Source organism: Microbulbifer mixtoriginis (SeqCode), assembly GCF_052466765.1.
The window spans coordinates 38,142-64,181 of sequence record NZ_CP174289.1; the positions used below are offsets into that span (position 1 = coordinate 38,142).

Consider the following 26,040-nt stretch of genomic DNA (forward strand, 5'->3'; position numbering starts at 1 on the left):
CAGGCTATTGCTGTTTTCTCTCCTTGAAGAATGTATTTTCTACCAGCTCGGAGTCAATCGCATTTACGTGGATATTCTATGTAGTTACTTCACTAACTCACGTCTTGATCAATCTCGCCAAGAAAAAGCTAGTGTATCAATTAATACATAACCATCAATAAACTGCATATCATCTATATAAAAAGTCTCACAATAAGTTTCAGTTTTGAGGGTTATATATAATCCACTACGTCAAAAGACTGCCCAGTTTCATTGGTTAAAACTGCATGACGATACGCTTTTGCAGTGTCCGACGCTGAGATGCCGCTAGAACTATCCATACCCATTATATCCATGGTTTCTTTCACAAAATGTGGACTAACAGCATTCAAACGAAGCTTATGGCCGAGCTCTAACGCTGTGGCTTTCACAAAGGATTCAATGGCCCCATTCACCAGGCTGAGTGCAGAACCGCCCCGCATAGGATGTTGAGCCAAAACACCTGAAGTTAAAGTGATACTGCCACCCTCTCGAATATAGTCACGGCCAATCTGGAAAATACTAATTTGCCCTAACAACTTACTGTTGATAGCTGCCTTAATTTGATCAAATGTCAGTTCCTCAACTGGCGCAAAAACTGCATTTCCTGTGGCTGAAACTACGGCGTCAACTTGGCCGACTTTCTCAAACATGGCCTTGATAGATGCCCTGTCCTCAATATCAACTCTGTAGTCGCCTTTGCTGTGACCTACTTTTACAACTTCATGGTCTTTAAGTTCAGCCACAACTGATTTACCAATGGTTCCGTTAGCGCCAATCACTATAATTTTCATGCTATAACCGTCCTTAGTTTATTAATTAAAATATTTAGCTATTCTTTGGTCATAATGGAAAAGTTGTGCCTAGAAATGCACCGCGTTAAAGGTTTTAGTGTAGCTACTAATCAAATGGAATCTTGTGTTCCGGTTTACCTTCAAACTCAACTCTTATCAGATAGCTTGCGCAATATATATTGGAAAACGCAGTGAAATGGTTTTGATTTGGATGTGAATATGATCCTTGTAGGTAATTTTTCATTGTGAGTTCATTTGATCTATCTCATCTTGCAGTTTCTCCAATTCCTCCAATACATTTAAAAATTTTTCACCAAATTTTGTAACTGTGTATTCAACCCTGGGAGGAATCTCGTTATAGCTCACGCGTTCCAAGATACCAAACTCTACGTTTTTACGGAGACATTCATTAAGTACTTTTGCACTCAGACCCTCCACACTGCGTACCATCTCTCCTGGTCGATTTATTTCCAAAGCCAGCAAACGGTAGACTGTAAGCGACCATTTACAGCCATAGATAGTCTCAACCATCCGGGCGCTTTGCTTTGGTGGCGCCTTTCTTAGGACTTTCTTTTTGTTTGGTTCCATAAATACTTACCAAAAAGTAACTAATACACCGAATTGTACCTACTTTTCATCAGGGCTTTGCTTTGCCTAGACTACTTGCACGCTATCTACATTATCTTATCGAGGAAAATTTGTGAACGAGACTATAGTTGAAGCTAAAGACAAAGATAGACGTGAGTTGGCCCTTGTTGTGGGAGGATCAAGTGGAATTGGGCTAGCTACTGCGGAGCAGCTGATAAAACAAGGGATAACGCCCATAATCGTTGGTAGTAAGGAAGCAAAGCTAAAAAAGGCAGAGGATTATCTATCTACCTATGGTGAAGTGAAAACGCTCCAGGCAGATCTTTACCAAGAAAAAGATGTCAGTGCTCTCATTGAGCTTATCGAGAAAGATGAAGCTCATTATCGATACTTGGTTAATGCTGCGGGTTATTTCAACCCCAAGCCATTTCTATTGCATGAAAATGATGACTATGACAGATATCTAGAAATCAATCGTTCGTTATTTTTTATTACCCAAGCTGTTGCGAAGAATATGATAAAGCATGGCTCTGGTAGTGTAGTTAATATTGGTTCTATGTGGGCCCAGCAAGCAATTAAAGCCACTCCATCTTCAGCATATTCAATGGCAAAGGCTGGGCTCCATGCCCTAACCCAGCATTTAGCCATGGAGCTTGCCGAGTACAACATAAGAGTTAATGCAGTCTCTCCAGCAGTCGTGAAAACACCAATTTATGAGAACTTTATTGATCCTAATGAAATAGATGAAGCACTATCCGGATTTGATTCTTTTCACCCCATTGGGAGAATTGGTGTGCCAAATGATGTTGCAAATGTTGTTAACTTCCTTCTAGGTGAAAACTCTAGTTGGGTTACCGGTGCAATTTGGGATGTAGATGGTGGTGTAATAGCTGGAAGAAACTAACAGATATCTATTAAGTTATTCTTTGTGAAGATAAAAAGCTCAAGTATGCCTAGTTAAATACTGTGGCCGAATCAGTCATAAGATTTGGCCACACTCTGACCTTTCTATCAGTAAGTTAATGAAAATCTTTTCTTAAGCAATAATATCGCCCAACTGGAAAGTACAAATGGTGCTGTTAATACAACGATGCCAGTATTGATAAAAGCCATTGCGATGGGCACGGTTAATGCACTCCCCACAAGTGGAGCAAGCCACTGCTTACTTCTACTTGTTAAGGCAATAGCACAAAGTGATGCATTGTAGCCAAAGATTCCGGCAAGAATGAGTGTTGTCGATAAAGATAGAAGCTCAGCCAATAATGTAGCAAATAGCCCACCAATGATGCCCCAAAGGGCATGTAACTTATTGGAAATGAAAATCCCAAGCAAAAAACAAGCCCCCGTAATGGCATTATTTTGGAAGATAATCTGTCCTATACCTTCGAATATCCCCCAAGTTGAGATTTTCTCACTCATCGATGTTATAGCTGGCTCTAGATTGAGTGCCGGAGCCATGGCCCAGATAACCCATATCACCATAATGTATGGTGCGGTATAAGCTGGAAGAGGAAAGTGAATCATCATTAAGCGCATTATTAAAACGGTTAGAGCGCTTCCAGCAATAATTAAGAAAACGGTGAGTGACGAAGGTGCATATAAAGAGAATACGACTACACCAATCAATGCGCCATTGTACCCAAATAGCCCCTCTTCAATATCATTCACCGGGTAATGTTTAATATGTGCAAAAATTGTTGAGGAGATAACACCAACTAGGACTCCAATAGCCATAGTGATGGAGTTAACTGCCACACCAAACAAAAACAAAGCTCCACTCAATGCGTTCTTCTGTAGGATGACTTGGCTAATTCCCCTGAGTAGGCTGACAAGGAAACAACAGACCTTTGTGGGTATCGATTTCTTCATAAGTCGCTCAATCTAATTCACTCCTTTGTACTCATTGACAATATGACGAATGAAATACTGAAACTTCTGTAGATATTGGTAGTCGATACTCTTTCAGCAATTTGATTGTTTTAAATTAACTATTGGTTAGGTATTGTAAACGTATATTGATTTTCCTGACTGACTTCTTCAATAGGTACTGATCGCCATGGATCGACGTGATTTTTCTAAAGTTTTTTTGGGGGCTGCCATCGCATATACCCTGCCCCAGCCACTCTTTGCGTTAGACGCTTTATCAAATAATACAGCGAAAGGTGTAGACGAGCTTCAACGTCTTGTACGTCATCGTATTCTTAAGCAGCATGGGGCACATGCCGCGGTTACAGGCACCCTGAAGCCCTCTGGTCGTCGCATCATTACCGTTCGGGACCCTGAAGCCAAGGATGACTACCAGCTAGGCGGTGATACCATTTTTGAAGTTGCCTCGCTAACTAAGATTTTTACCGCTCTGCTACTAGCTGTTGAAGTCGTACATAAGCGCGTAAGGCTCGACGACCCACTTCAGAATTACGTACCAGATGGAGTAAAGGCTCCAACTTTTAAAGGACGACAAATCACCCTCACCGACCTGGCTACACATGGTGCTGCATTGCCGCTTAGGCCCAACAACCTTGCTACATCTGTACCCGATGCGCCGAATAAATATGCAGGTTATTCCTTTGAACAGCTCTATGGCAGCTTACCAAGCTACCACCTGCAAACTAGTCCAGGCTCTCAATTTAACTATTCAAACCTGGCTTTTGGACTTTTAGGTCAAGGCATTGCTTTGAAGTCAGGCCGCTCTTTTGCAGAGATACTGCGAGAGCGTGTGACAGAGCCACTGGGGTTGAGTGACACTACTTTAGAGGATGACCCGAGAAAGGCAGCACGACGCGCTCAAGGCCATGACTTTTACCTCAGCCCGATTGGCCCCACTAGTGATGGTGTACTCGCTCCGGCTGGTGGTTTGCGCTCTACTGCCAACGATCTCCTCACTCTTCTCGACTTGTTCACCAACGGCCAGGGCCCTAAGGATTTGGTGGCTGCCTCGCGTTTGATGTTGTCGGTCGATAGGCCTGGAGGCAGTGATATCACTCGTATGGCCCTGGGTTGGCGCAGAACGACGACCCATGGAGAAACCTATTATTGGTCTAACGGCAGCAGCGATGGATCACGCACATTTATGGGCTTTAACCCAGCACGGAGAGCCGGTGTTGTTGCCTTGGCAGATGCTGCGAGTGGCGAAGGATTAGACGATATCGGCCACCATTTTTTGAACCCCCAGCAAACAGTATCTACTAAGATCGTCCCTACCCCAGATTTCATTACTTTACCTGAGAAAGTTCTTTTAAGGGGGATCGGACGCTATGAGCAGGCTAAGGACGATGTCATCGAGATTAGTCGTGGCTATACGGGCCTTATTGTTTCAGCGGGATACGGAGAGTTCGTCATTCGACCGCAATCATCCACACTATATGCATCTAAGATGGTACCAGGGCTAACTATCGAATTTGAGGGAGCCGATGTGGGCCCTGTTGTTTCGCTGACCCTCCGCCAAGATGATAAAACCTATATCTACAAGCGTGTACCTTAACTTGGAAGTCCAGAGAAGAGCTCAAACTCTTCTCTCTTCTCTTTATTATTAAGAAGGCCCCTACCCACTCAACGTACAGTAAGAACACATAGTTTTTATACTTCGTGACTGGGATGGAATTGACAAGAACGAATTACATAGCGGCCGGCGATCACCAATTGTTAACATAATCCAACATTAGCAAAAGACAGTTCAAGTTTTTGTGGTTTCAGCGGGCCACATGGGAAATAGTTGAAAACCCCAGCGCAAAATCATCTGGGCTTAATTTAGGGGGTAAGTTTATCTCTTAAAATGGGTAACTTGGTGTTTTCATTTTGATCTTAGAAATTTAATTAGATCAATACCTTCTGGTGAGATGCGTGCTGAATCAATTGAATTTATTTATGTATACGCTTGGGGTTTCTCAATAAGTTTTGAGGGGTATTTCTGAGAGGTTTTTCCGCCTTTGTGTTGAGATTACTTGCAGAAATTCATTTCTCTACTAATTACATACCTTATCCCTACGTCGTTAAGGATGCTCAGAATTTACTCATTATTGGGGATTTTGATAATAATTTCGATACTAATTTTGGAGAGTTAATATGAAGATGTCCTACCGGTGGCTTAAATATACCCTCGCCACACTTGTCAGTTTCACAGCGGCTTCACAGATGGTAATTGCGGGCAATAAAGATAATCTAATTACTAATCCGGCGGCACTTGAAGCCATGGGTTTTGATAGGGCGGCGTCTAATGTATATGTAGCTGAAGGGCTTGACCCAGAAAGTCCATTTGATTTTTCCTTATATGCATCGGGTAATCCTGATTCCCAAGAGGGGCTATTCCCCACAGGGAGCACAGACTATTCACCAATTATGCCGAAGTCATTTATTGGGCGGCAGGATACTACTGGGTCGGAATGGTTATATTCCGTAGGAGGTGGCACTGAGCTGAGCCGGCTTGGCACTGAGCGGTTTGCCGATGCCCAATTTTGGGATCTACCTAATGGTGGAACCTTGGAGTTTTTTCGGTGGTGGTGGTCTGATAATGACCCCAATTCTTCGATGGCAGCTATGCTATTTGAGGTTTGTCAACCGGCCTTCGGCGCTGGTGCAATAACATTCACACTTGTAGTCAATAGTACGAGCACTGATGCAGCTAATGGATCAACCGCAATTAACATCCCTAGCCGCCCGATTAATACACAAAGCTGTTATTACCTTGCAAGGGTAAGGTTTGATGCTGCTACCAACCTTCTAAGACTGCAAAAAGTTCGGCTCCAATTTATTCACCCATGAGATTGTTCAAACGCTAGTGGTATTCTTATGTGAGGTCTCCTCTGTATGGACGAGGCCTTGCTCATACTATTCATCACAAATGATTGTGGTCTAAGGTATACCATATTTTTCAGCGAGGCGTTCAATATCCGCTTGGGATCTAGAGTTCTTGGGACATTTGGCTCTAAACCAGGGGTTCACATCGCTATCACTGCCAGCCGGTAAATCTTTCAGGTCAAAGCATTTATCACCGAGTTGAACAAAAGTACCTGTCGCTGTTGTGTAGAGGGCATCTTTTGTTTGAAGCTGGCGAACTTTGTTGTTCTCTCGGTCTAAAGCTCTCTTTAATCTCGGATCAAAAACCACCGCTTTGCTTTTTGCTCCAGATTCAGCGGGAACCGTTAAAGTAACGGCTTTTTGAGACGATAAGTTTTCGGGCTGAGTAGTATTTGCTAGGTCTCTATGTTCACTGGTTGTCACTCTACTCGGGGCTTCATGTTTTGCTGAATTCCGGATGAGGGCGGTTTTGCAGTAGCTGAAGCCGCAGGCAATACTTCATTCTGCCCTACTTTCGGTTTTGTAGTGGTTACAGACCTTTTGGGCCTACCTGCACTGTCTGGGCTGTTTATTGGCGAGTTCGCAGTCGGTTTTTTATGTTTTAAGATAAACCTAAATGTAGATTGTTTGTTCAACTGATTATCTGGTGGCACGGACACTGGAATTGTCAATAAAACCATATGCAAACTCAGTGCTATCGCCAGGGAAACCCAAAGGCGCCATGAAATTGATGTTTCGTTATCTTTATATACTAAGGGGGGAGGCTGGAATTCCATCTGACTTAATCACTTCCGTAGAATGCCTCGGCAAGCACCCAAAAAGAAAAGATCTGACCTGTTGGCTTGCGAGGTCCCAGATCTGACTAGATTTAAGCCAAAAAGTTCTTTGTAAGTAATCCCCCGGTTTATATGGCGAAGTCCAACCCATGCTTTAAATATGAAGAGCTACCTAGATTACTAACATAAGTGACACACGTCTGCCCGCCAAAAAATCCAGCGGACTCAAGTAATTTAACGCCTTCCTTGGGCGAGTATTGATTCGGAACACTGGATCATCAATGCGTCTTTTGGGTATCTTGCTAATTTCTAAACTCGCAAGGATAGAAAAATCACTACTGAGGCGGTTGGCGCTTCATCATGACACTAAGAGCATGAGTGGTATTCAGACAGCGAAGTTCACTAAATTTTCAAAGAAAGGCTTGGTGCTACCAATGAAAAAGCGAAAACTGCTAGATCTAGTCAGAACTGGGATAAGTTCAATAATGCTTTCTTTTCAATGGGGGCAATCATAATAATCCCATGAAGGTTGCGAAAAGCCATCCTTTCCCAAAATATCTGGCCTCCCCTTGTACATAGAGTAGACTTTAAGGATTTGCTGAAAAGCTACATATACATAGTCGGGAGACTTAATAAACCTATCTTCCCTGAGGCTCCAATAATACATGGCATCACTATTATAAATAGCAAAGTGGTAATTTCGTTTTCTTGCGCTGGCTAATCCACTTCCAACTTCCTGTGAAGGCAAGTATAACTTGAAGTATACAGCCTGCTTTATAACCTCCTTCAAATTTACATGTTTAAAGTTGGTGATAAAACATGCAGCCTCCGATCTTTTATGTGGGGCAATAATACAGTAGTTACCTATTCCCAGAAGTCGGTCCGCATCAGATTTTGCCCTGTTTGAGAAATCACTACCAATAAACCAGTAAATCACTGTCGTTATTATGGTGGGGGTAACCAAAATAAGTAGAACGCTAAAAGCAATCGTGAGAAAAAATTTTGAATTGATCGTATTTGAAGCCATATAAGGCAACCTGCTGACCACACTGAAAAATTTAATAGTGAAGTATTTAGTTGTTATTTGGGGGATTAAAAACAGGCTTGAATACTAAAGCTACCTGATGCTCCTGGCCGCTGTCTTTTAACGGAATGACTCCTGAAGTGAGTCTTTCTCCATCCAGCGTCAGTGATTCGATCTCCCGTGGACAGCCACCGCAATTACTGATGTCGATCTCATAGCGACTGCAGCCAAAGCGCAGGGATAAGTGATAGTTATGCCAGGTTTGCGGTAGGCAGGGTTCGATCACCAAGTGATCGCCATCAAGAATTTTTGCCCCAAGTAATGCTTCTAGTGCACTGCGATACAGCCAGCCGGACGCTCCGGAATACCAAGTCCAGCCACCGCGCCCCACATGGGGGGCCACACCGTAGACATCGCCGGCTAATACATAGGGCTCTGTGCAATAGCGCTTTACGCCTTCAAGGGTATCGGTGTGGGTAATTGGGTTTAACAAATTAAAGTAATGCCAAGCCCGCTCGCTCTGGCTGAGTCCGGCCGCGGCCCAGACGGCCCATGTGGCGGCGTGGGTGTATTGACCACCGTTTTCACGAATTCCCGGTGGATAACCTTTTATATAGCCGGGGTCCTTCTTGGTTTTGTTAAACGGTGGCTTAAGCAACAGTATTTGCCGAGCGCACTCGTTTACCAGGTGCTGGTCGGCCGATTCCATCGCTTTGCGGGATCGCTCAGTGGGTTCCTGCTGGGATAGCACCGACCAGGTTTGTGCAATTAGGTCGATTTTGCACTCGTCGCTGTTCTTAGAACCAATCGGTGTGCCGTCATCGTAATAAGCGCGCCGATACCAGGCGCCGTCCCAGCCGCTGTCTTCTACTTGCTGACGGAAATTTTCTCCCAGCTGACGGTAATATTCCGCCAGTGCAGAATCGCCGATGTAGTCGCACAAGGGCGCCATATCCCGACAAACTCGCAGTAAAAACCAGCCCATCCACACACTCTCACCGCGGCCGGTGGTACTGATACGGCTGAAACCGTCGTTCCAGTCGCCATTGCCGATTACCGGTAGCCCGTGAGGCCCTACGGCGCCGGCGCGCTCAATTGCGCGGCAGCAGTGCTCGTAAAGAGACCCAGATTCATCGCTGCTTTCAAACTCGGCGTAGCGTTCGTGCTCATCTTTGCCCAGTGGTGCCCCGGCAAGATAGCTGACCGGTTCATCCAGGATTTGGTAATCACCCGTGGTGCGAATGTATTGGGCTGTAACAAATGGCAGCCACAGTAAGTCGTCGGAGCAGCGGGTGCGCACACCGCGCAAGGGATTTTCATGCCACCAGTGCAGTACATCTCCATCCTGGAATTGGCGTGAGGCAGTGCGCAAAATATGTTGGCGTGTCCAATCGGGATGTGTCCAAAGCAGTGCCTGTACATCCTGAAGCTGATCACGGAAACCAAAGGCACCACTGGATTGATAGAAGCCGCTGCGGCCCCAGAGGCGGCAGGCCAGGGTTTGATAAGGTAGCCAGCGGTTTACCATCAGCTCGGTGGCCTTATCGGGCACTCGCACCTGAACAGAGCGCAGATAATTCTCCCAAAACTGTTCGAACTCGGCCTGGGAGTTTGCGGCTCTTTGTGGATCCCGGAATTCACCGGCCAAATCCAATGCCTGGGCACGATCAATCCCCTCCCCCATCACAAAATAAATGTGTTGGGTTTCGCCGATAGCCAGATCAATATGGACTTGATAAGCGGCGCAAGGGTCGCCGCCAGACTGCACCTTCCCGGAGAGGCCAATCCGAAACAGTGCCTCCGGTGCCTGTGGGCTCCCGGTACTGCCAATAAACTCATGCCGATCTGTGGTCAGACCGTGAGGTGGCAGGCTGGCAGTCAGGAAGGCGACACCGGGTTTGGCATCCGGGACAAAGGCGTTGCGGGCCAATAACGTATTGCTTTCTGGTATGAACTCATTGACCTGATGAGCCCAACTGTTGCCGCGGGTCAGTCCCATTACCCACTCCACGTAGTAGGTGGCAGTTAATCGGCGAGGCCTGTTCCAGCCATTTTTCAATGTCAGCCGGCCAATTTTCACCGGAGCAGTGCGATCGACCGTAATACGCCAGGACTGCTCAAGGCCGTGGCTGTTATGGCGATACTCGGTGTAACCTGCCCCATGCCTTACCTGATAGTCGGTCTCGGCGGGCCGCGGGGCCGGGGTTGGAGACCAAACCTGGGCGCTCTCTTCATCGCGTAGGTAGAGGGTTTCACCACTGGGGTCGCGGACCGGATCGTTATTCCAGGCGGTCAGCCGGTGTTCACCACTGTTGCCGCTCCAGGTACAGCAGGAGCCCCCTTCGGATACCAGACAACCGAAGTTGGGATTAGCGATGATATTTACCCAGGGTGCAGGAGGGCGCTGGCCCGGTTTTTCCGGCTTGCCTGACTGTAGATGCAGGATGTACTCGCGCCCATCCGCTGAAAATCCACCCAGGCCATTATCAAATATAAGATCATTTGGGCGTTGCAGGGCTGGTGTTGGTAACTGGACATAACCTGCAGATTGCACCGGTACAAAAGGAGGCAATGGCTGCATCTGAGCCTGTAGTGCGGTGGCACTATTCTCCAGCTGTGTGGCCACTGGCCCTGCTGAGGAATCGAGCAATACCCGTGCTGCAGCCAAAAGGCCCATACGATCAGACTCTGGCAGCTCCTGGCCTGGCACCATCACCACTGAGCCGTTTAGTTTGCGTATAGTGCGACCGCGAATATCGGCGATCATCTCCTGTAACCTGTCGCGGGTCTGCTGGGAATAACCGGCGGAATCCTCATCAACAATAACCAGGTCAATAGCCAGGCCGCGGCCGCTCCAGAGAGTGTGGGCTTGCAGAATGGGCTCGGCAAAATCAATGCCCTGCTCACTGCGCACCTGCAGTAACAGGATTGGGTTATCTCCGGAGATGCCACGGCTCCACAGGCAACGCTGAATATGATGACTGCGGGCCAATACTCGGGAAGAGGCGCGCAGCCCGCCGGAGGGAGCTAGTACAGCGGAGAGCAACTCCATCATCCAGTAAACATCTGCCGCAGGGATACGCAGGTTGTGTAATTCCTGTTCAGACTGCATTCGCGCCAGGTCGTATACCCAACGTGCCTTGGGCCGCGAGCGATAAGAGCGCAATACAGCCAACAACTCCCGGCGTGATTTACTGGCGCCAGTCAGGTAGATCACTTCGACTTCAGAATGAGGCGAAATAGAAATTTCTTGGGCTGAGGCAATTACCGGGTCTAATACAGGGCCAGTGGTTCCCGTGAAGCCTTCCAGGCCTCGTTGCAGAGCCAGAGGCCTTGCCGGGGACCCGCCGCGGCCGAGGAAACGTACCCGATCGGTTTCCCAGCCCAGCTGGTGACTTACATCGGCAGAAACCAATGCGCAGTGGGCTAGATATATCGGTTTTTCCTCGCCGCTGCGAGGCCGCCTTCGATAGAGCATCACCTGCTCATCGGGCAGGTACTGGCTCTCCACAAACAGTTTGGCAAAGGCGGGATGACGCTGGTAATCGCGTTCTGGCGCTAGCACCACCTCGGCATAATCCGCCAGCAGCAGGTGGCGGCTGCGATTGCTCTCATTTTTGATTACCAGTCGGCGAGCTTCTAAGTCATGCTGGGAACTGAGGGCAATGTGTAAGCGGCAGAATAACTCCGCTTCACGGCGCTGGAACTCTACTTCCTGTGGTGAGAAGTTGGCCATACAGTGGCCGGAGTCTCCGCCACAGGGGGCCAGCCCCACAGAAAATAGTTCGCCGCTATCCAGATCGCGGACATAATTCCAGTGCCCGCCCTGGTGTTGGGTCGGATCTGGCTGCCAGCGTGTCAGGGCAAGATTGTGCCAATAGCTGCCACCTGAACCATCTGCTCCCAGCAGCAGTGTGTGGTGGCCGTTAGAGAGCAGGTTGTATTGTGGATAGGGTCTCCCCGGAAGAGCAGACCAGCTCTGCAGGGCTCCTTCGGCGTGGAAACTGCGCTGTAGCCCCGGCTGTTGCCAGGGTCTTAGGGCCGGCCGCGCGGTGGGCAGGCGCTCGTGCAGTAGTGGCGTCAGGCCGGCAATGCGCACATCGCTGTGGAAGCGTTGTTGCATTATGTCATCGTGGAGGTAGTTATTAATGGCCAGCAGGATCATGCCCTGGTGGTGGCTCATATAGGAGCGCACAGTGCGTGCGCGTCGAGGTATAGCTTTGGCCGTACGGCCATAGTCAATCGCTTCATACAGGCCGAACTGGCCGTAACCACCTTCGGCGCGAAGCTGGCGCAGGTTCTCCATAACCCCTGCGGCATCGAATGGTAGTGCCATCATGGAAGCATAAGGCGCTATAACCAGGCGTTCACCGAGGTCGCGACGAAAACCGATACCTGGCACTCCAAAGGCACGGTATTGGTAGTGCAATTGGCTGTCCAGTTCGTAGTAACCGGATTCGGCGATACCCCAGGGCAGTTCGAAACGGCCGGTAAACTTGCGATGCACTTCAATGGCATTGCGACAGGCCCGCCCTATCAAACTGTGCTCTGGCGTTTCCATAAACAGCCGCGGCATTAAATATTCAAACAGGGTCGCACTCCAAGACATCAACACCACCCGGCGATGAAGGTGCCGAAATGGTCGCTCAAGGTGGCGCCAGTGGCGCGCCGGTACATCGCCTTTGGCAATAGCGAGGAAGCCGGTCAGGCGCGATTCTGAGGCGAGTAAATCGTAGTGGTTGGCGTCTAGTGCAGCATCGGTAATGTTGTAACCGATATGAAATAGATGCTGATCGCGATCGTAGAGGAAGGCGAAATCCATCTCTTCCACCCAGTTGAGTGCCCTGGTGGAAAGGCTGGTAATGTCTCGGCAATAACTGGCGGCATTTTCCCGTGCGCTTTCCAGTGCGTTGTGCATTTTTTCACACCAAGAGGCGGCTTCATCGTGCCCTTGTGGTTCTGCAGCGAGGTGATTTTGCAGTTGCAGCAGTTGTTGTTCCGCAGCATCGCAAAAGTCTGGCATGGTCGATAGAGAAACCGGGATTTTCAAAGTGTCTGCGAGGGAGAGGTAAGCTTTTCTGACTTGCTCCACACCCTCCCGGCAGACTTTGGGTGGTACCTGCATAAGTCGCAGCCAGGGTTCGAGCGCCTCCTGATAGCGCCTCGCGGCCACCGCATGGCGGTGCAATTCATCGAGCCATTGGCGTAGTCGACCGAGATCCTCTGCGCTGAAGTTTTTTTCGTCACCCTCGATCAGCGCCAGCATCTGCTTCTGTAGCCAGGGTACATCTCTCTCATAGATATCGTCGATGGTTTGCCACCAGCGATTGTGCTCCGCGCCGGCTTGTAAACGTTGGCGAAACTGCGCTAGCTGCGCGTTGATCTCACGGATTTCATTGGGGGCGGAGTCCGTATCGACCGGCTGCAGGGTTTCTGCCATGGCATCGAGGGTATCGGTGATGCCCAGTACCAGCTGGCGTCCACTCAGTGGTTCAGTTTTCAGGGATTCCAGGCCGGAGGCCAGGGTTAGTAGGCTGCCGGCCAGGTTGCCGCTATCCACGGTGGAGACATAGCGGGGGTTGAGCGGGTGTAGTTCGCGGGTTTCGTACCAGTTGAGGAAGTGTCCGCGATAGCGCTCCAGTCCGCGCATACGGTCGAAGCTGTTGTTGAGTCGAGCTAATAGCAGGCTGAGATCAACGTAACCAAAATCGTAGGCGCTGAGAATAGAGAGCAAGCCCAGCCCGATATTGGTGGGGGATGTACGCCGGGCCAGGACCGCCAGGGGTTCTTCCTGATAATTATCTGGCGGCAGCCAGTGATCGTCAGGCCCCATAAAGTGTTCGAAGAAAAACCAGGTTCGCCGGCTTAGCAAACGCAACTCGCGCTTGTCCTCTTCTGTTAGAACTGATGGCTCCAGCTCTCGCGGTAAATTGATATGGTGAAGAAGTTGGGGTGCAAAGAGCCAGGCCAACAAAAACGGTGCTGCAGGTAAGAGACTGGCGGGAACCCAATAAGCCAAGCCTGCAGTTACCAATAGAGCGATCAGTGGGGAAACCCACATCGCACGCCAACTGCCAAACGCAGTCAGTGCACTGCTGACAGAGCGATTCACATGTGCCGCTGATGTCCACTGCAACAAATGGCGGTGGGAAACGCGCAGCCGATAGAGTGTGCGTACGATCGCATCCAACGCGTTAATCGCTTGCACCGGGAGCAGAACCAGCGATAGCAGCCAGTGTAAAAAGCGCTGCTGTAGAACCGCCGGCCCTCCCCGGAAATGAAGATGGGCGCGGCTGGGATCAGCGATGCTGCGCCAGACCATCGATAGTAATTCCTGCCATACCGATGCGGAAGACAACAAAAGTAGCGCCGAAGTCCAAGCCCAGGCATGGCCCGGTAGCCAACCGCTCCAGGCGAGCAGAAAAAGTGCCAACAGGCAGGGGGCCTCCAGGCTGCGTCGCAGATTATCGACGATTTGCCAGCGCTGAATTGTCGGTAAAGGGTTGTCGACTTGTTCACCGCTATCGACCGGTACACGTTTGCCCAGCCAGGAAAGTATCTGCCAATCACCGCGAATCCAGCGGTGCGAGCGGCGCAGCATGGCGAAAACATTAGGTGGGTATTGTTCGTAGAAGACTGCATCCGACAGCAGCCCTACACCACCGATGGCACCTTCGATTAAATCGTGGCTGAGGATGGCATTTTCTGGAAGATGCCCGGCCAGGGTCTGGGAGAAAACCTCCGGGTCGTAAATTCCTTTACCGGTAAATATCGCCTCGCCAAACAGGTCCTGGTAGGCATCCGAGACGGCGTGGGTGTAGAGGTCTACGGTGCGATCACCGGCAAAAATCTGGCTGAATAGAGTTCCATCAGAGCTAGCCGGGTCGGTTTCCACCCTGGGCTGTAAAAATCCATAACCTGCTACCACTCTTTGTGTGCTGCTTTTGACCACTGCGCGATTGAGTGGGTGCGCTATGGCACCAACGAGGCGTCGTGCGGTGTCTGGTGGCATCTGGCTGTCGGCATCGAGAGTGATGACATAGCGAATGCCTTGCAGTTGTTTGCGATCGCCAAAACAAGTGGTAAAACTGTGCTCCTCATTGCCAGACAATAGTCTGTTGAATTCGATCAGTTTGCCGCGCTTGCGCTCCCAGCCCATCCAGCAGTTTTCCAACGCATTCCAGCGACGCTCACGGTGTAATAGTAAAAACGGTGATCTGCCCTCATCGACCCTGTGGCGTTCGTTCAGGGTTTCAATAGATGCTTTGGCGATTTCTAATAATGTTGTGTCCTCACTGGTACTTTGCGTATCGGCGTCTGCAAAATCACTTAAAACTGCGTAAACAAGATTCCTATCTCCGTTGTTGAGGAAATTGATTTCCAGACACTCGAGAATCCTTTGCATATCCTCCGCATCGGCAAACAGTACCGGCATAACCACAACCGTGCGGTATTCACTGGATATGCCCTTATCAAAATCCAGTTTTGCCAGCAGGCGCGGGGGCAAGCAGTGGGTAATCAAGCCGTTAACCAGAGCCAGGGCCATACCGACCACTGGCACTGCGGTAACCAGCAGTACCAATAACGTCAAAATGATAGAAGCACCGCTCCAGAGTAGATAAACAGCCAGGGCAAGTAGCGGTGGAATCGAGAAAAGAGCCAATCCGGAAAAGAATACCCTGGATGCCTTGTGCAATAGCTGCCAATGAAGGCGCTGCAGAAAGCCAGGGCGATAGTCCATCAGGGTTTCCAGCTGTGGACGCCCTTCATCTATCAGGTAGTATCCCACATGCCGGGTGCGCTTATCGGTTTTCTGTACGCCGCTCAGTTCCACCACGCACTGGGCAACCTGCTGCTCGGTTTTGCCACTGCCGCGTGCCAGCTTTTCTATCACATCCCGGTATCTATCGCGGGTTTCAAAATCCATTCGGCGGTAGGCGTCTGCAGGGTCTTTGCGCAATATATGTTCTACACGGCTGAGGGACTCAACAAAATCCCGCCAGTTACAACTGCGCAGTTCTCGCAGGCTAATGATACCGCTGGCAATGCCAACGCTGAGTTCCTCTTCTGTAGCGGTATGTCCTCCCAAGGCATCCTCGGCCAGCTGCGCCAAGTGCTCCAATAGGCAAAGGCGTAAAAGTGCGGGCAGTGCCCAGAGTTCGCCGGTGGTTAAAACAGCATCCTCCTGGTAGTGCTCAACCAACAGGTGAATGGATTGAATATCTACGGGTTGGGAGAAGTCGGTGATCAATGCATCGGCAAGGACATGCAAACGCAGGTCGACACTGCCGTCTTCGGCAGAAACTTGTGGCAACTGCTTTAAGTAGTTCACCGGCAGGGACTCACATACCAACTGCAGGGCTTCCTGGACCACATGGCGGTTATCTAGTAGCCACTCTTCACTGCGAGTACTTTTTTCGCCCGCCTCTACCCGAGTGGCGAGATGCCGATAGATTTTCTCGAAATGTTTTTCTAACTGACGCAAGTGCAGTCGCAAGCGGTAGCCACCACCGGTACCGACAGGGCTTGCGTGCTGCTTGGCCAGCGCGGCTATGTCTTCCAGGCGCTGCTGTTCATTATCCCGGTTCGAATTGTTACCAATCCCGTGGGCGGTACTCCCAGATTGAGTACCGCTTTGCTCGGACTTTGCATGTACAAAGAACTTGTACCCCTGGCGAGCGCCCTGCTTTTTCCAAAACCGCAATTTCATCGATGCGCTTCATTTCTTACCGGAAGAGTTGAGTGGCGAATTTGGCAGGCTATGTTGTCAGCGCGCAGAGCCTGTAATTGGGATTCCTGCAAATCCTGGAATACCAGAACCGGCAGGTTACTGTGGGATATAACGGAGTGGCAGACGGTACCCGTTACGTGTTGCTCACCGGTTTGCCAGTCGTGCGCGCTCATCGCAATCAGATCGACATCCTCTTCCGCAGCAGTGGCATAAATACACTCGGCGACATTCTGTGCAACCAGCAGCAAGGGCCGCACTTTGATGCCGTTTTCCAATTGGCGAGCCATCTCCTCCAAGTAGACTTCACCCGCGCGTCGATTGCATTCGACAAACTTTTCCCGTGTGGCGTGTTCTTCACGGGTGATCGGCATTTTGCGGGGCATATCTGGCACAGCAATCACTTGCAGCAGAATCATTTCCATTTCTTGCCCACGCATCATTGATGCCGCCTGGCAAGCAACCCACTCGGAATGAGAGGAACCATCCATCGAGACCAAAATACGGCGGTAAGCCATGTTTTCCTGGGCCGGAGGTTTTAAACCCGGATGCACTATGATGAAGGACCGCCCAGAGCCACTAAAAATCTTTTGGGCGGTGCTGCCGAAATCGAAACGGCTGACGCCACCCTTGCCGTATGCAGTGAGTACAATCAGATCGATATCGACCTCATCGCAGTACTCTACAATCTGCTCTGCTGGGCGCCCCTCCACCACAGACTGGCTTACAGTAATACCCTGCTCCGAAATGGGCTCAGCCAAACGGTTGAGGTAGCTACGCAGCTCTACTCTGCGCAGCCGCCAGTCCACGGGATCTATGCTCTGCTCTTCAGAATTTTGTACATGAAGAAGGTGAATTTTTGCACCACTGTTCTGCGCCAGCATAACTCCATGGGCGATGGCCTCTTCAGCGATAGCTGAGCCATCTAGAGGAAGTAGGATTTGTTTAAACGGCATCTCATCACTCCCTACCGGGGCCCGGCCTGGATCTTCACTAAATGTCATAAGGTTTTTTGGCGGAAAGTTTTACTTGCTCGCTACACTGCTGTTCCGGGTTTTAACCTTGTGTTAAACGCGATCCCTGAAAAGCTCTCTAGCACGGTTAAGCTCAAGCGTATTGCAAAGTGTCTATGACGGTGTTGCCCCTGCTGCCAACCTGCAAAAATGTGCTCTATGTCACTGAAAGTTTCAGTTTTGGTGGAGCTTCTCTGGCTTTCAACACACATTGAGAGCATCTGATCACTAGTAATAAGAATAAACCCATAAAGAGGCAGCAAATTGTGAGCCAATTAAAGCGGGGCTTAGGCTGTAGCGCTGGTCAGGCTGAGAACAGGTCAAGGTACGGAATTAAGAATTTCCCCTGGCAGTGAAGCTTTGTGTCTGGCGGGAAAGGCGTATACGCATCTGTTTTTCGATCTCGATAATGGCAAACAGCGCCACGCCAATCGCAACGATCAGAATGCCATCAAAAAGTGGCACTGCCTCAGTAGCAAAGACTTCCTGCAGGAGTGGGACATAGGTAATGGCAAATTGCCCCAAAGTGACCATGATGACTGCCATCCACACCACTTTGGTGCCGCGCACTGCCTTCCAGGTGAGAGAGGTGCCATACATATTGCGAATAAAAAACAGGTGGAAAATTTCCATTACCACCAATGTATTCATGGCCATGGTTCGCGCCAATTCCAATGAGTAGTGCTGCTGAATGGCGTAGGTATATATTCCGAATACGCCACACAGGAATAAGGTGCTAACTAATGTGATATGCCATACCAGTACACTGGTAAGGAGCGGTTGGTCGCGCAACCGTGGTGGGCGGTGCATGGTATTTTCTTCTGTTGGCTCAAAGGCGAGCGCAATACCGAGCGTAACAGCGGTAATCAGGTTGACCCAAAGTATTTGGATCGGTGTTATCGGCAGTACCATGCCAAAGAGCAGCGCCACAATAATGGTTGAGGCTTCCCCTGCGTTGGTGGGCAGCGTCCAGCTAATCACTTTCTTTATATTGTCATAAACTGTGCGCCCCTCACGGACCGCAGCGCCGATGGAAGCGAAATTATCATCGGCTAGAACCAACTCGGAGGCCTCTTTGGCAGCCTCTGTTCCCCCCCGGCCCATGGCAATACCCACATCGGCGCGTTTTAAAGCGGGGGCATCGTTTACGCCATCGCCAGTCATTGCCACAGTCATATCGTGGGCCTGCAATGCGGTTACCAGCCGCAATTTATGCTCAGGCCTGTTGCGGGCGAAGATATCCACCTTCAGGACTTCTGCCGCTAATGCCGCGTCATTCAGGTTGTCGATGTCCACTCCCGTTAGGGCTTTGTTAGGCCGCTGTAAGCCTATCTGTTGACCGATGGCTTTTGCGGTCGCGACATGATCGCCGGTAATCATCTTCACTCGAATACCCGCGCCCCTACACTCCGCAACTGAGGTTATAGCCTCCTGACGGGGTGGATCGATCAATCCCACCAAGCCGAGAAGAGTCATAGTTCCCTTCACGTCTGAGTGCTCCAGCACCGTGTGCTCTGGCTTTACCTCTTTTGTGGCGAGCGCCAAGACACGCTGTCCCAATGCCGCCACCTCCTCGGTCTTTTGTCGCCAGTAAGTCTCCATCAGCGGTTCGCAGCCTCCATCCTCGCTGCGATAGGTTTTGCACATTGCCAAAACCTGTTCCGGCGCCCCTTTAACGGCGATCAGTGCATGATTCTCATGGTTGTGGTTTAGGCTGGCCATAAACTTATGCTGGGCATCAAAGGGGATAATATCGGTACGGGTCCACTGCTTGCGCACCTCCCCGCTATTCATTCCCGCCTTTGCTGCGAAGGCCAGTAAGGCCCCCTCCATGGGATCACCCTCGACGAGCCAGTTGTCATCCTCTTTTCTGAGCTCGGCGTCATTACAAAGAACCGCGACACGGGCTAACTCCTGCAGTGGGTTTGGGGCTGACATCGCTACCGGCGCGCCGCCGAGCATGACTTCACCCCGCGGTTCATAGCCTTCGCCCTCTACTTCATAGCGTTGTGCGCCTGTAACTACTGTGGCGACGCACATCTCGTTGCGGGTGAGCGTCCCAGTTTTATCGGTACAGATTACCGATACTGATCCCAGGGTTTCGATTGCCGGCAGGCGCCTGACAATGGCGTTGCGCCGCGCCATCGCCTGGGCCCCGACCGCTAATGTGATGGTTAGAACTGCCGGTAAGCCCGCGGGAATGGCCGCTACCGAAAGCCCAACAATGGCCATAAACAGTTCATTAAAATTGTGCTGCAATACAAACAGCCCAAAGGCGAAGATCAACGCAGCAACGGCCAGAATAAAAAGGGCCAGCCATTTGGCGAAGAAACCCATCTGTTCAACCAACGGAGTGGTTAAAGTTTCAACACTGGCGAGCATGCCACTGATATGACCGATCTCAGTCTCTGCTGCGGTGGCCACTACTACCCCCACTCCCTGCCCATTGGTGACAGTGGTTCCGCTATAGGCTAAGCAACTACGGTCCCCCAAGGGGGTATCGGTGTTAACCGGATCGGTATGTTTTTCTACCGGGATGGATTCCCCGGTCAGGATGGCCTCTTGTACCTGCAGACCGTGCGTTTTTAACAGCCGCAAATCGGCAGGTACTTTGTCACCAGCCTCAATGAGCACAATATCGCCGGGTACCAGTTTCTCTCCCTCCACAGTGAGCCGCTGATTGTTGCGGAGGATTGCGGCACGTGGAGCCAGCATATGGCGGATAGCATCCATGGCCCTTTCCGCTTTACCCTCCTGAGCAAAGCCGATAATCGCATTGACGATAACCACCGCCAGGATGACCCCGGTATCTACCCAGTGTTGTAGTAGGCCTGTGATAAGCGCCGCCCCGAGCAGGACGTAGATCAGGAGGTTGTTGAAATGGGAGAAGAAGCGCCGCAGAAACCCTTTGCGAGCTGGCGCTGGCAGGCAGTTAGGCCCGTAGGTTCGCAGTCTTAGCGCAGCTTCGTCCTCACTGATTCCGGCCATACTGGTCTTCAGCTCGGAGAACACCGTATCTGCGGACATTGAGTGCCAGTTTTTCTCAGGCCTTGTCTGAAGCACGGTTCACCTTTATCGGATTACCTTTCACAGTTTTCGACTGAGCTTAGTTTCGACTGATCTTAGCAATGAATAGTCATGCATTTAGACTGGGAAGCTTAGTAAAAATCAAGCCAGCCGCTTGCTGTGACAAAACGCCACTGTCATCTAATAGCGCTCTAGCATTTAGTTTAATCAGAACCTTACCCGATACTTCGGGGCGGGAATCAGGGCGATGCATGGCATTAACATGAACAAGGCCAGGGAGGTTGAGGCTGCCATCAATGTTTCTGCACGATGTTTATAAATTCTATTGGCTAACAAATTCTTGGCAATTGCTCTCCTGGCAAGCGCTGTAACAGGCGATCACACCCCAGGCTGTTTTTCAGAATAACCTGGGCACTGGGCTTGCCAGTGACTTTCCCAATAATTGCACAGGATGCCCCTACCCGTTCCTCTCTTAGGATAGCGCTGGCCTGATCTGCGCACTCTGCGGGAATAACAGCAACGAAACGCCCCTCGTTGGCCACGTAAAGGGGATCTAGGCCCAGCATTTCGCAGGCTCCGTAGACTGATTCGCAGACTGGGATCTGCGCTTCATCCAGTTCGAAGGCCTGCCCACTGGTTTCGGCCAGTTCCACCAGGGCCGTCGCGAGACCACCGCGAGTGAGATCCCGCAAACAGTGAAGCGGAATACCACCCTGGAGCAATGCTGAAATTGCAGCATTGAGCGGGGCGCAGTCACTGGTGAGTGCAGTTTCGAATTCCAATCCCTCACGGCTTGCCATAACGGTGATGCCGTGTCGGCCAATATCCCCGGACAATAGAATTCTGTCACCGGGGCGGATATAACTGGGGTCTATTGGATGATTACTCAGTAAGCTACCCACTCCGCTGGTATTGATATAGATACCATCGCCCTTGCCTCTCTCCACGACCTTGGTGTCCCCGGTAACCAGCTTTACACCGGTTTCCTCGGCTGCGCCAGCCATGGATTGCAGCACTCTTTTTAATGTGTTGAACGGCAACCCTTCTTCCAGTATCAAGCTGCAACTCAAGAATTTTGCCTCGGCACCGCCCATGGCCAAGTCATTGACGGTTCCGTAAACGGCCAATTTGCCGATATCCCCACCGGGGAAAAACAAAGGGGTAATTACGAATGAGTCGGTGGTGAATACCAGACGATCAGAATCCCAAGGCAAGGTAGCGCTGTCGTGGGCTTGGTCGATCCAGGTATTGTTAAACACCGGTTGGATAAACTCCTTCAGAAGTTGCTGGGTCATCTCGCCACCACTGCCATGCCCCAGGCGGATGCTGCCCCTATTGGTTGTTGGGAGAGGACATTGAAGATTCACGGGTTTTTACCTGTTGGCTATAGCGGTGGTAGGCGGAGCAGGCACCCTCGGAGGAAACCATGGGGGCGCCCAGGGGGTGGTCTGGGCGGCAGGTTGTGCCGAAATGGGGACAGTCGCCAGGCTTTTTGAGGCCGAGCATAATGGCACCACTAATACACTGGTGTTGCTCTCGGGGTTTGATCTCTGGTAATGCAAATTTCTTTGTTGCATCGAGATCTGAAAACTCTTCAGCAAGTGCCAAGCCACTCGCTGGAATTTCACCCAGGCCGCGCCAACACTGAGCAGAAACGCTAAATACATTGTTCAGTAACACTTGTGCCGGGCGGTTGCCGGTTCGCTCTACCGCTCTTAGATACTGGTTTTCCACCTGATAACTGCCCTGCTCTAATTGGCGCAGGCACATCAACAAACCTTCAAGAATATCCAGGGGTTCAAAGCCGGTAACGACAATCGGCACCTGATACTTTTCGGCAAGGGGCAGATATCTTTCGTAACCGGTAATTGAGCACACATGACCAGCGGCAAGAAATCCCTGCACACGTGTATCCTTGGCGGCGCATATAGACGCGATGGCCGGTGTCACCAAAAACTGGGAAACCAACAGGGAAAAATTCTTAAGCGACTTTTGTTTGGCTTGGGTGGCTGCCATGGCATTCGCGGCTGCGGTTGTTTCAAATCCTACGGCAAAAAAGACCACCTGCTTTGTTGGGTGGTCCTCGGCAATCTTCACCGCCTGTAGGGGGGAATAGATTATGCGAATGTCGCCACCATTGGCTTTCACATCGAGCAGGCTGTGCTCTGACCCAGGTACTCGCAACATATCGCCAAAGGAACAGAAAATCACTCCCGGCAGTGCAGCGATGGCAATGGCCCGATCAATGGTCTCCAGGGGGGTCACACAAACCGGGCAGCCCGGTCCATGAACCAACTTTATTGCTTGCGGTAGTAACTGGTCGAGGCGATTCTTAACGATGGCGTGAGTTTGTCCACCGCACACTTCCATAATCGTCCAGGGGCGCGTGGTTTCTTTGTGAATTTCTGTGGCTATCTTTTGGATAGTCTCGCTCTGGCGGTATTCATCGACAAATTTCACGGCATCACTCCTGGCCGCTCGGCCCGCTCAGGGATTCCAGGTCGCGAAAAACACGTTCGGCTTCTTCTTCCCGTATCTGACTGATGGCAATACCCACATGGACTACCACATAATCGCCAACGCTGGCATCTGGCACCAGGGATAAGTTGACTTGCCGGGCTATGCCGCCAAAACGTACCTTGCCCAGGCGTTCCAGGGGGGAATTGTCTGTGATCTCTTCAATAAGGCCGGGAATACCTAAGCACATGCCCACTTAATCCCCCGCAGGTTGTCCGGCTGCAGCCATGCAGTGGGCATAGTGAAGTTGCCCAAGAGCAATACCGCCATCGTTGGGGGGAACCTGGCTGTGGCAATGCACGGTAAATCCCCGCTCACGCAGCAGTGTCGCGGTGCGTTCCGTTAGTCTTCGGTTTTGGAAAACACCGCCGGAGAGAAAGACCTGACGCTCCCCGATCTCATTGACCACTGCCAGAATCATATTTGCCAAGGTATTGTGGAAAGCCGCAGCCCGCTGCGGCAGGGACTTCCCTTCATCGTGTATCAAGGCGCTAATACAGGGGGCCCAATCCAACTCCCACTTGCTTTGACGCTGATACAGGTCGAATGGATAGCTGTCACTGCTCTGAATTCCTCGGGCACTATATTCCAGCACCATGGCGGCCTGCCCCTCATAGCTCGACTGGCTACACAGCCCCAATAGTGCGGCCACTGCATCAAACAGGCGCCCGGCACTGCTACACAGAGGGCTGTTGACCTCACCTTCGAGCATGGTGACCAGGTTACGGCGTTCACTGCGGGTAAAGCAGCGCTTGAGCAGCTGGTGTTGCAGCGCCATGTATCCGGAAATTTCATATAGCAGGCCCGCCGCAGCCCGCCGTGGTTCGCGCACAGCCTTTTCTCCACCTGGCAGGGGAAATGTGCGCAGGCTGGCGACGTGTTCTACTTGCGATTTACCGTCCCAGAGGAGGAACTCCCCGCCCCTCACTATGCCGCTGCTGTCATAGCCAGTGCCGTCCCAGCAGACGCCAAGTGCGGCACCACTGTGACCGTGTTCGGCCATACAGGAAAACAGATGGGCAACATGGTGTTGTACCCCCAGGCGTGGAGCCTGCTGTTGCAGTGCCCAGCGATGAGAGCTATAGCCTGGGTGCTGGTCGTGGATCAGAGTTTGCGGTCGACGCTGTTGTAAGCCAGTGAGGTCCGCAATCGTGCGGTCAAAGTGCTCAATTGCGGTGGCGCTACTCAGGTCGCCAATATGTTGGCTCTGATAAATCCAACCATTGTGGGACAGCGCCACGGAATTTTTTAAATCTGCTCCCAGGGCTAAATAGGATTGAGTGAGTGCCTGTTGTGACAGTTTTGCCTGGGTAATGGGTAGTGGGGCATAGCCGCGTGCACGGCGTAACATCAAGGGGCGGTCTTCTACTACGCGCAGTACCGAGTCATCCAATGGCCTCACTATGCGGCGGTTATGCAGTAAAAAACGGTCGGCAATTTTGCCAAGGCGCCGCAAAGCCTCCGTATTTTCAATGCAAATTGGCTCTTCAGCCAAATTGCCGCTGGTGGCGACAAGGGGGGCCGCATACTCTTCGGCAAGTAGTAGGTGCAGTGGTGAGGCTGGCAACATCACCCCCAGATCTGGTGAACCCAGCGCTACCAGCTCGTGTACCCTGGCATTCGCTTCCGGTTTTGCTTCCAGTAGTACGATGGGGCGTGCCGGTGAAGTAAGCAGTTTTGCCTCCAACTCAGAAATCCGACAATCACGTCGCGCTGCCGATAAAGAGCAATACAACAGGGCAAAAGGTTTGTGTGGGCGCTGCTTGCGTTTGCGTAATGTCTGTAATGCCTGGCTATTGCCGGCATCTACCAATAGTTGGAACCCCCCTACACCTTTCAACGCAACAACTTTTCCACTGGCCAGGCTGGCGAACGTCTCATTCAAGGCTGCCAGGCCGGTGAGAAGCACCTTGCCTTTGCTATCACAGAGCTGCAGCTGTGGGCCACATTCTGGGCAGGCATTGGGTTCGGCGTGAAAACGGCGGTCTTCGGGATTGGTGTATTCAGCTTGGCATTTGGCGCATTGAGGAAACTGCTGCATTGCAGTGTTGGCGCGATCATAGGGCATCTTATCAATGATGCTAAAGCGCGGGCCGCAGTGCGTACAGTTGATGAATGGGTATTTGTGCCGGCGGTTACGGGAATCCTGCAATTCGGCCTGGCAGGAGTTACAGGGAGCTATATCTGGCAGCACCTGGGTAGATTGTGCGGCGGCAACGGTGCTCTCTCTAATCTCAAAATCGTTGTCACCCTCGGCAGTAATTACCTCACTATCAATACTGAGTATTAGGCTGTGCGGCGGCTTTTCCATTGGAAGACGCTGCAGGAATTTCTCGATGCCTGTGCTTTTTCCCTCAACCTCCAACTGTAATCCACCACTATGGTTGGCAACCCAGCCGGTCAGTTGGCAATCCCGCGCCAAGCGATAAATATAGGGTCGAAACCCTACGCCCTGTACCAGGCCTTTAATCGCTAGCCGGCGGCGCTCATTGTCCATCACTGGCCTCAAATTGCAGATTTTCCAGGATAATGTCCTGGGCTTCGGCGTGATGAATATCGGTGAGCTCTTCAATTTCCAGTTGCAATCCTTCCAGGCTGGTCCCGAAAGTTGCCTGCTCGAAGTGTTCCCGTAGGTGTGGGGCGGAGATATGTGCAAGGGCACCTAGGCGCAGCTTGGCACCCACTACCCTGGCGCCTTCGTTCTCGGCAAGCTGCTGTATTTTTTCGATCAGATTGCTGATCAAGGACTGTTCATGCATCA

16 protein-coding genes are annotated in these 26,040 nt (G+C 50.9%); 3 read left to right on the top strand and 13 right to left on the bottom strand.

The features are described from left to right. Positions 1–212: 212 nt before the first annotated feature. Positions 213–812, bottom strand: a complete 600-nt coding sequence (locus ACJJIV_RS00230) for a short chain dehydrogenase (RefSeq protein ID WP_444890294.1) — start codon at positions 810–812, stop codon at positions 213–215. A 240-nt stretch (positions 813–1,052) separates the two neighbouring features. After that, positions 1,053–1,400, bottom strand: a complete 348-nt coding sequence (locus tag ACJJIV_RS00235) for a winged helix-turn-helix transcriptional regulator (RefSeq protein WP_444890295.1) — start codon at positions 1,398–1,400, stop codon at positions 1,053–1,055. Between the two features lie 112 nt (positions 1,401–1,512). Between ACJJIV_RS00235 and ACJJIV_RS00240 the strand changes: the two genes are divergently transcribed. Further along, positions 1,513–2,304, top strand: coding sequence for an SDR family NAD(P)-dependent oxidoreductase (locus ACJJIV_RS00240; RefSeq protein WP_444890296.1), 792 nt, complete (start codon positions 1,513–1,515; stop codon positions 2,302–2,304). 107 nt (positions 2,305–2,411) lie between these two features. Here ACJJIV_RS00240 and ACJJIV_RS00245 read toward each other — a convergent pair whose 3' ends face one another. Continuing rightward, the gene (locus ACJJIV_RS00245) at positions 2,412–3,269 is read right to left on the bottom strand and encodes an urea transporter (protein ID WP_444890297.1); all 858 of its coding nucleotides are present in this window, start codon (positions 3,267–3,269) and stop codon (positions 2,412–2,414) included. 187 nt (positions 3,270–3,456) lie between these two features. Between ACJJIV_RS00245 and ACJJIV_RS00250 the strand changes: the two genes are divergently transcribed. Beyond that, positions 3,457–4,881 (top strand): serine hydrolase domain-containing protein, encoded by a 1,425-nt coding sequence (locus ACJJIV_RS00250; RefSeq protein WP_444890298.1) that lies wholly within the window; start codon positions 3,457–3,459, stop codon positions 4,879–4,881. A gap of 581 nt (positions 4,882–5,462) precedes the next feature. Further along, complete coding sequence (locus ACJJIV_RS00255; RefSeq protein ID WP_444890299.1) at positions 5,463–6,158, top strand: hypothetical protein; 696 nt, start codon at positions 5,463–5,465, stop codon at positions 6,156–6,158. A 90-nt stretch (positions 6,159–6,248) separates the two neighbouring features. Here the strand turns inward: ACJJIV_RS00255 and ACJJIV_RS00260 are convergent, their stop codons facing one another. The 10 genes from ACJJIV_RS00260 to ACJJIV_RS00305 all read right to left on the bottom strand — a co-directional run bounded on the left by ACJJIV_RS00260 (position 6,249) and on the right by ACJJIV_RS00305 (position 26,038). After that, complete coding sequence (locus ACJJIV_RS00260) at positions 6,249–6,617, bottom strand: hypothetical protein (RefSeq protein WP_444890300.1); 369 nt, start codon at positions 6,615–6,617, stop codon at positions 6,249–6,251. An 849-nt stretch (positions 6,618–7,466) separates the two neighbouring features. Beyond that, positions 7,467–7,997 carry a hypothetical protein gene (locus ACJJIV_RS00265; protein ID WP_444890301.1) on the bottom strand — a complete coding sequence of 177 codons (531 nt, stop codon included), beginning with the start codon at positions 7,995–7,997 and terminating at the stop codon, positions 7,467–7,469. A gap of 46 nt (positions 7,998–8,043) precedes the next feature. Continuing rightward, positions 8,044–16,704 (bottom strand): GH36-type glycosyl hydrolase domain-containing protein, encoded by an 8,661-nt coding sequence (locus ACJJIV_RS00270; protein ID WP_444890302.1) that lies wholly within the window; start codon positions 16,702–16,704, stop codon positions 8,044–8,046. Next, positions 16,701–17,678 (bottom strand): universal stress protein, encoded by a 978-nt coding sequence (locus tag ACJJIV_RS00275; RefSeq protein WP_444884900.1) that lies wholly within the window; start codon positions 17,676–17,678, stop codon positions 16,701–16,703. The genes ACJJIV_RS00270 and ACJJIV_RS00275 overlap by 4 nt, the downstream gene beginning before the upstream one ends. A 390-nt stretch (positions 17,679–18,068) precedes the next feature. Continuing rightward, positions 18,069–20,798, bottom strand: coding sequence for a cation-transporting P-type ATPase (locus ACJJIV_RS00280; RefSeq protein ID WP_444890303.1), 2,730 nt, complete (start codon positions 20,796–20,798; stop codon positions 18,069–18,071). Positions 20,799–21,091: 293 nt separating this feature from the next. Then, the gene (hypE, locus tag ACJJIV_RS00285) at positions 21,092–22,129 is read right to left on the bottom strand and encodes a hydrogenase expression/formation protein HypE (protein ID WP_444890304.1); all 1,038 of its coding nucleotides are present in this window, start codon (positions 22,127–22,129) and stop codon (positions 21,092–21,094) included. Then, positions 22,095–23,222: a hydrogenase formation protein HypD gene (hypD, locus tag ACJJIV_RS00290; RefSeq protein WP_444890305.1), complete on the bottom strand. Its 1,128-nt coding sequence runs from the start codon at positions 23,220–23,222 to the stop codon at positions 22,095–22,097. Before hypD ends, hypE begins: the two co-directional genes overlap by 35 nt. A 4-nt stretch (positions 23,223–23,226) precedes the next feature. Beyond that, positions 23,227–23,469, bottom strand: a complete 243-nt coding sequence (locus ACJJIV_RS00295) for a HypC/HybG/HupF family hydrogenase formation chaperone (protein ID WP_444885911.1) — start codon at positions 23,467–23,469, stop codon at positions 23,227–23,229. Positions 23,470–23,475: 6 nt separating this feature from the next. Further along, on the bottom strand, positions 23,476–25,776 hold the full coding sequence (gene hypF / locus ACJJIV_RS00300; RefSeq protein WP_444890306.1) for a carbamoyltransferase HypF: 2,301 nt from the start codon (positions 25,774–25,776) through the stop codon (positions 23,476–23,478). Then, complete coding sequence (locus ACJJIV_RS00305) at positions 25,766–26,038, bottom strand: hydrogenase/urease maturation nickel metallochaperone HypA (RefSeq protein WP_444884905.1); 273 nt, start codon at positions 26,036–26,038, stop codon at positions 25,766–25,768. Before ACJJIV_RS00305 ends, hypF begins: the two co-directional genes overlap by 11 nt. Positions 26,039–26,040: the final 2 nt, after the last annotated feature.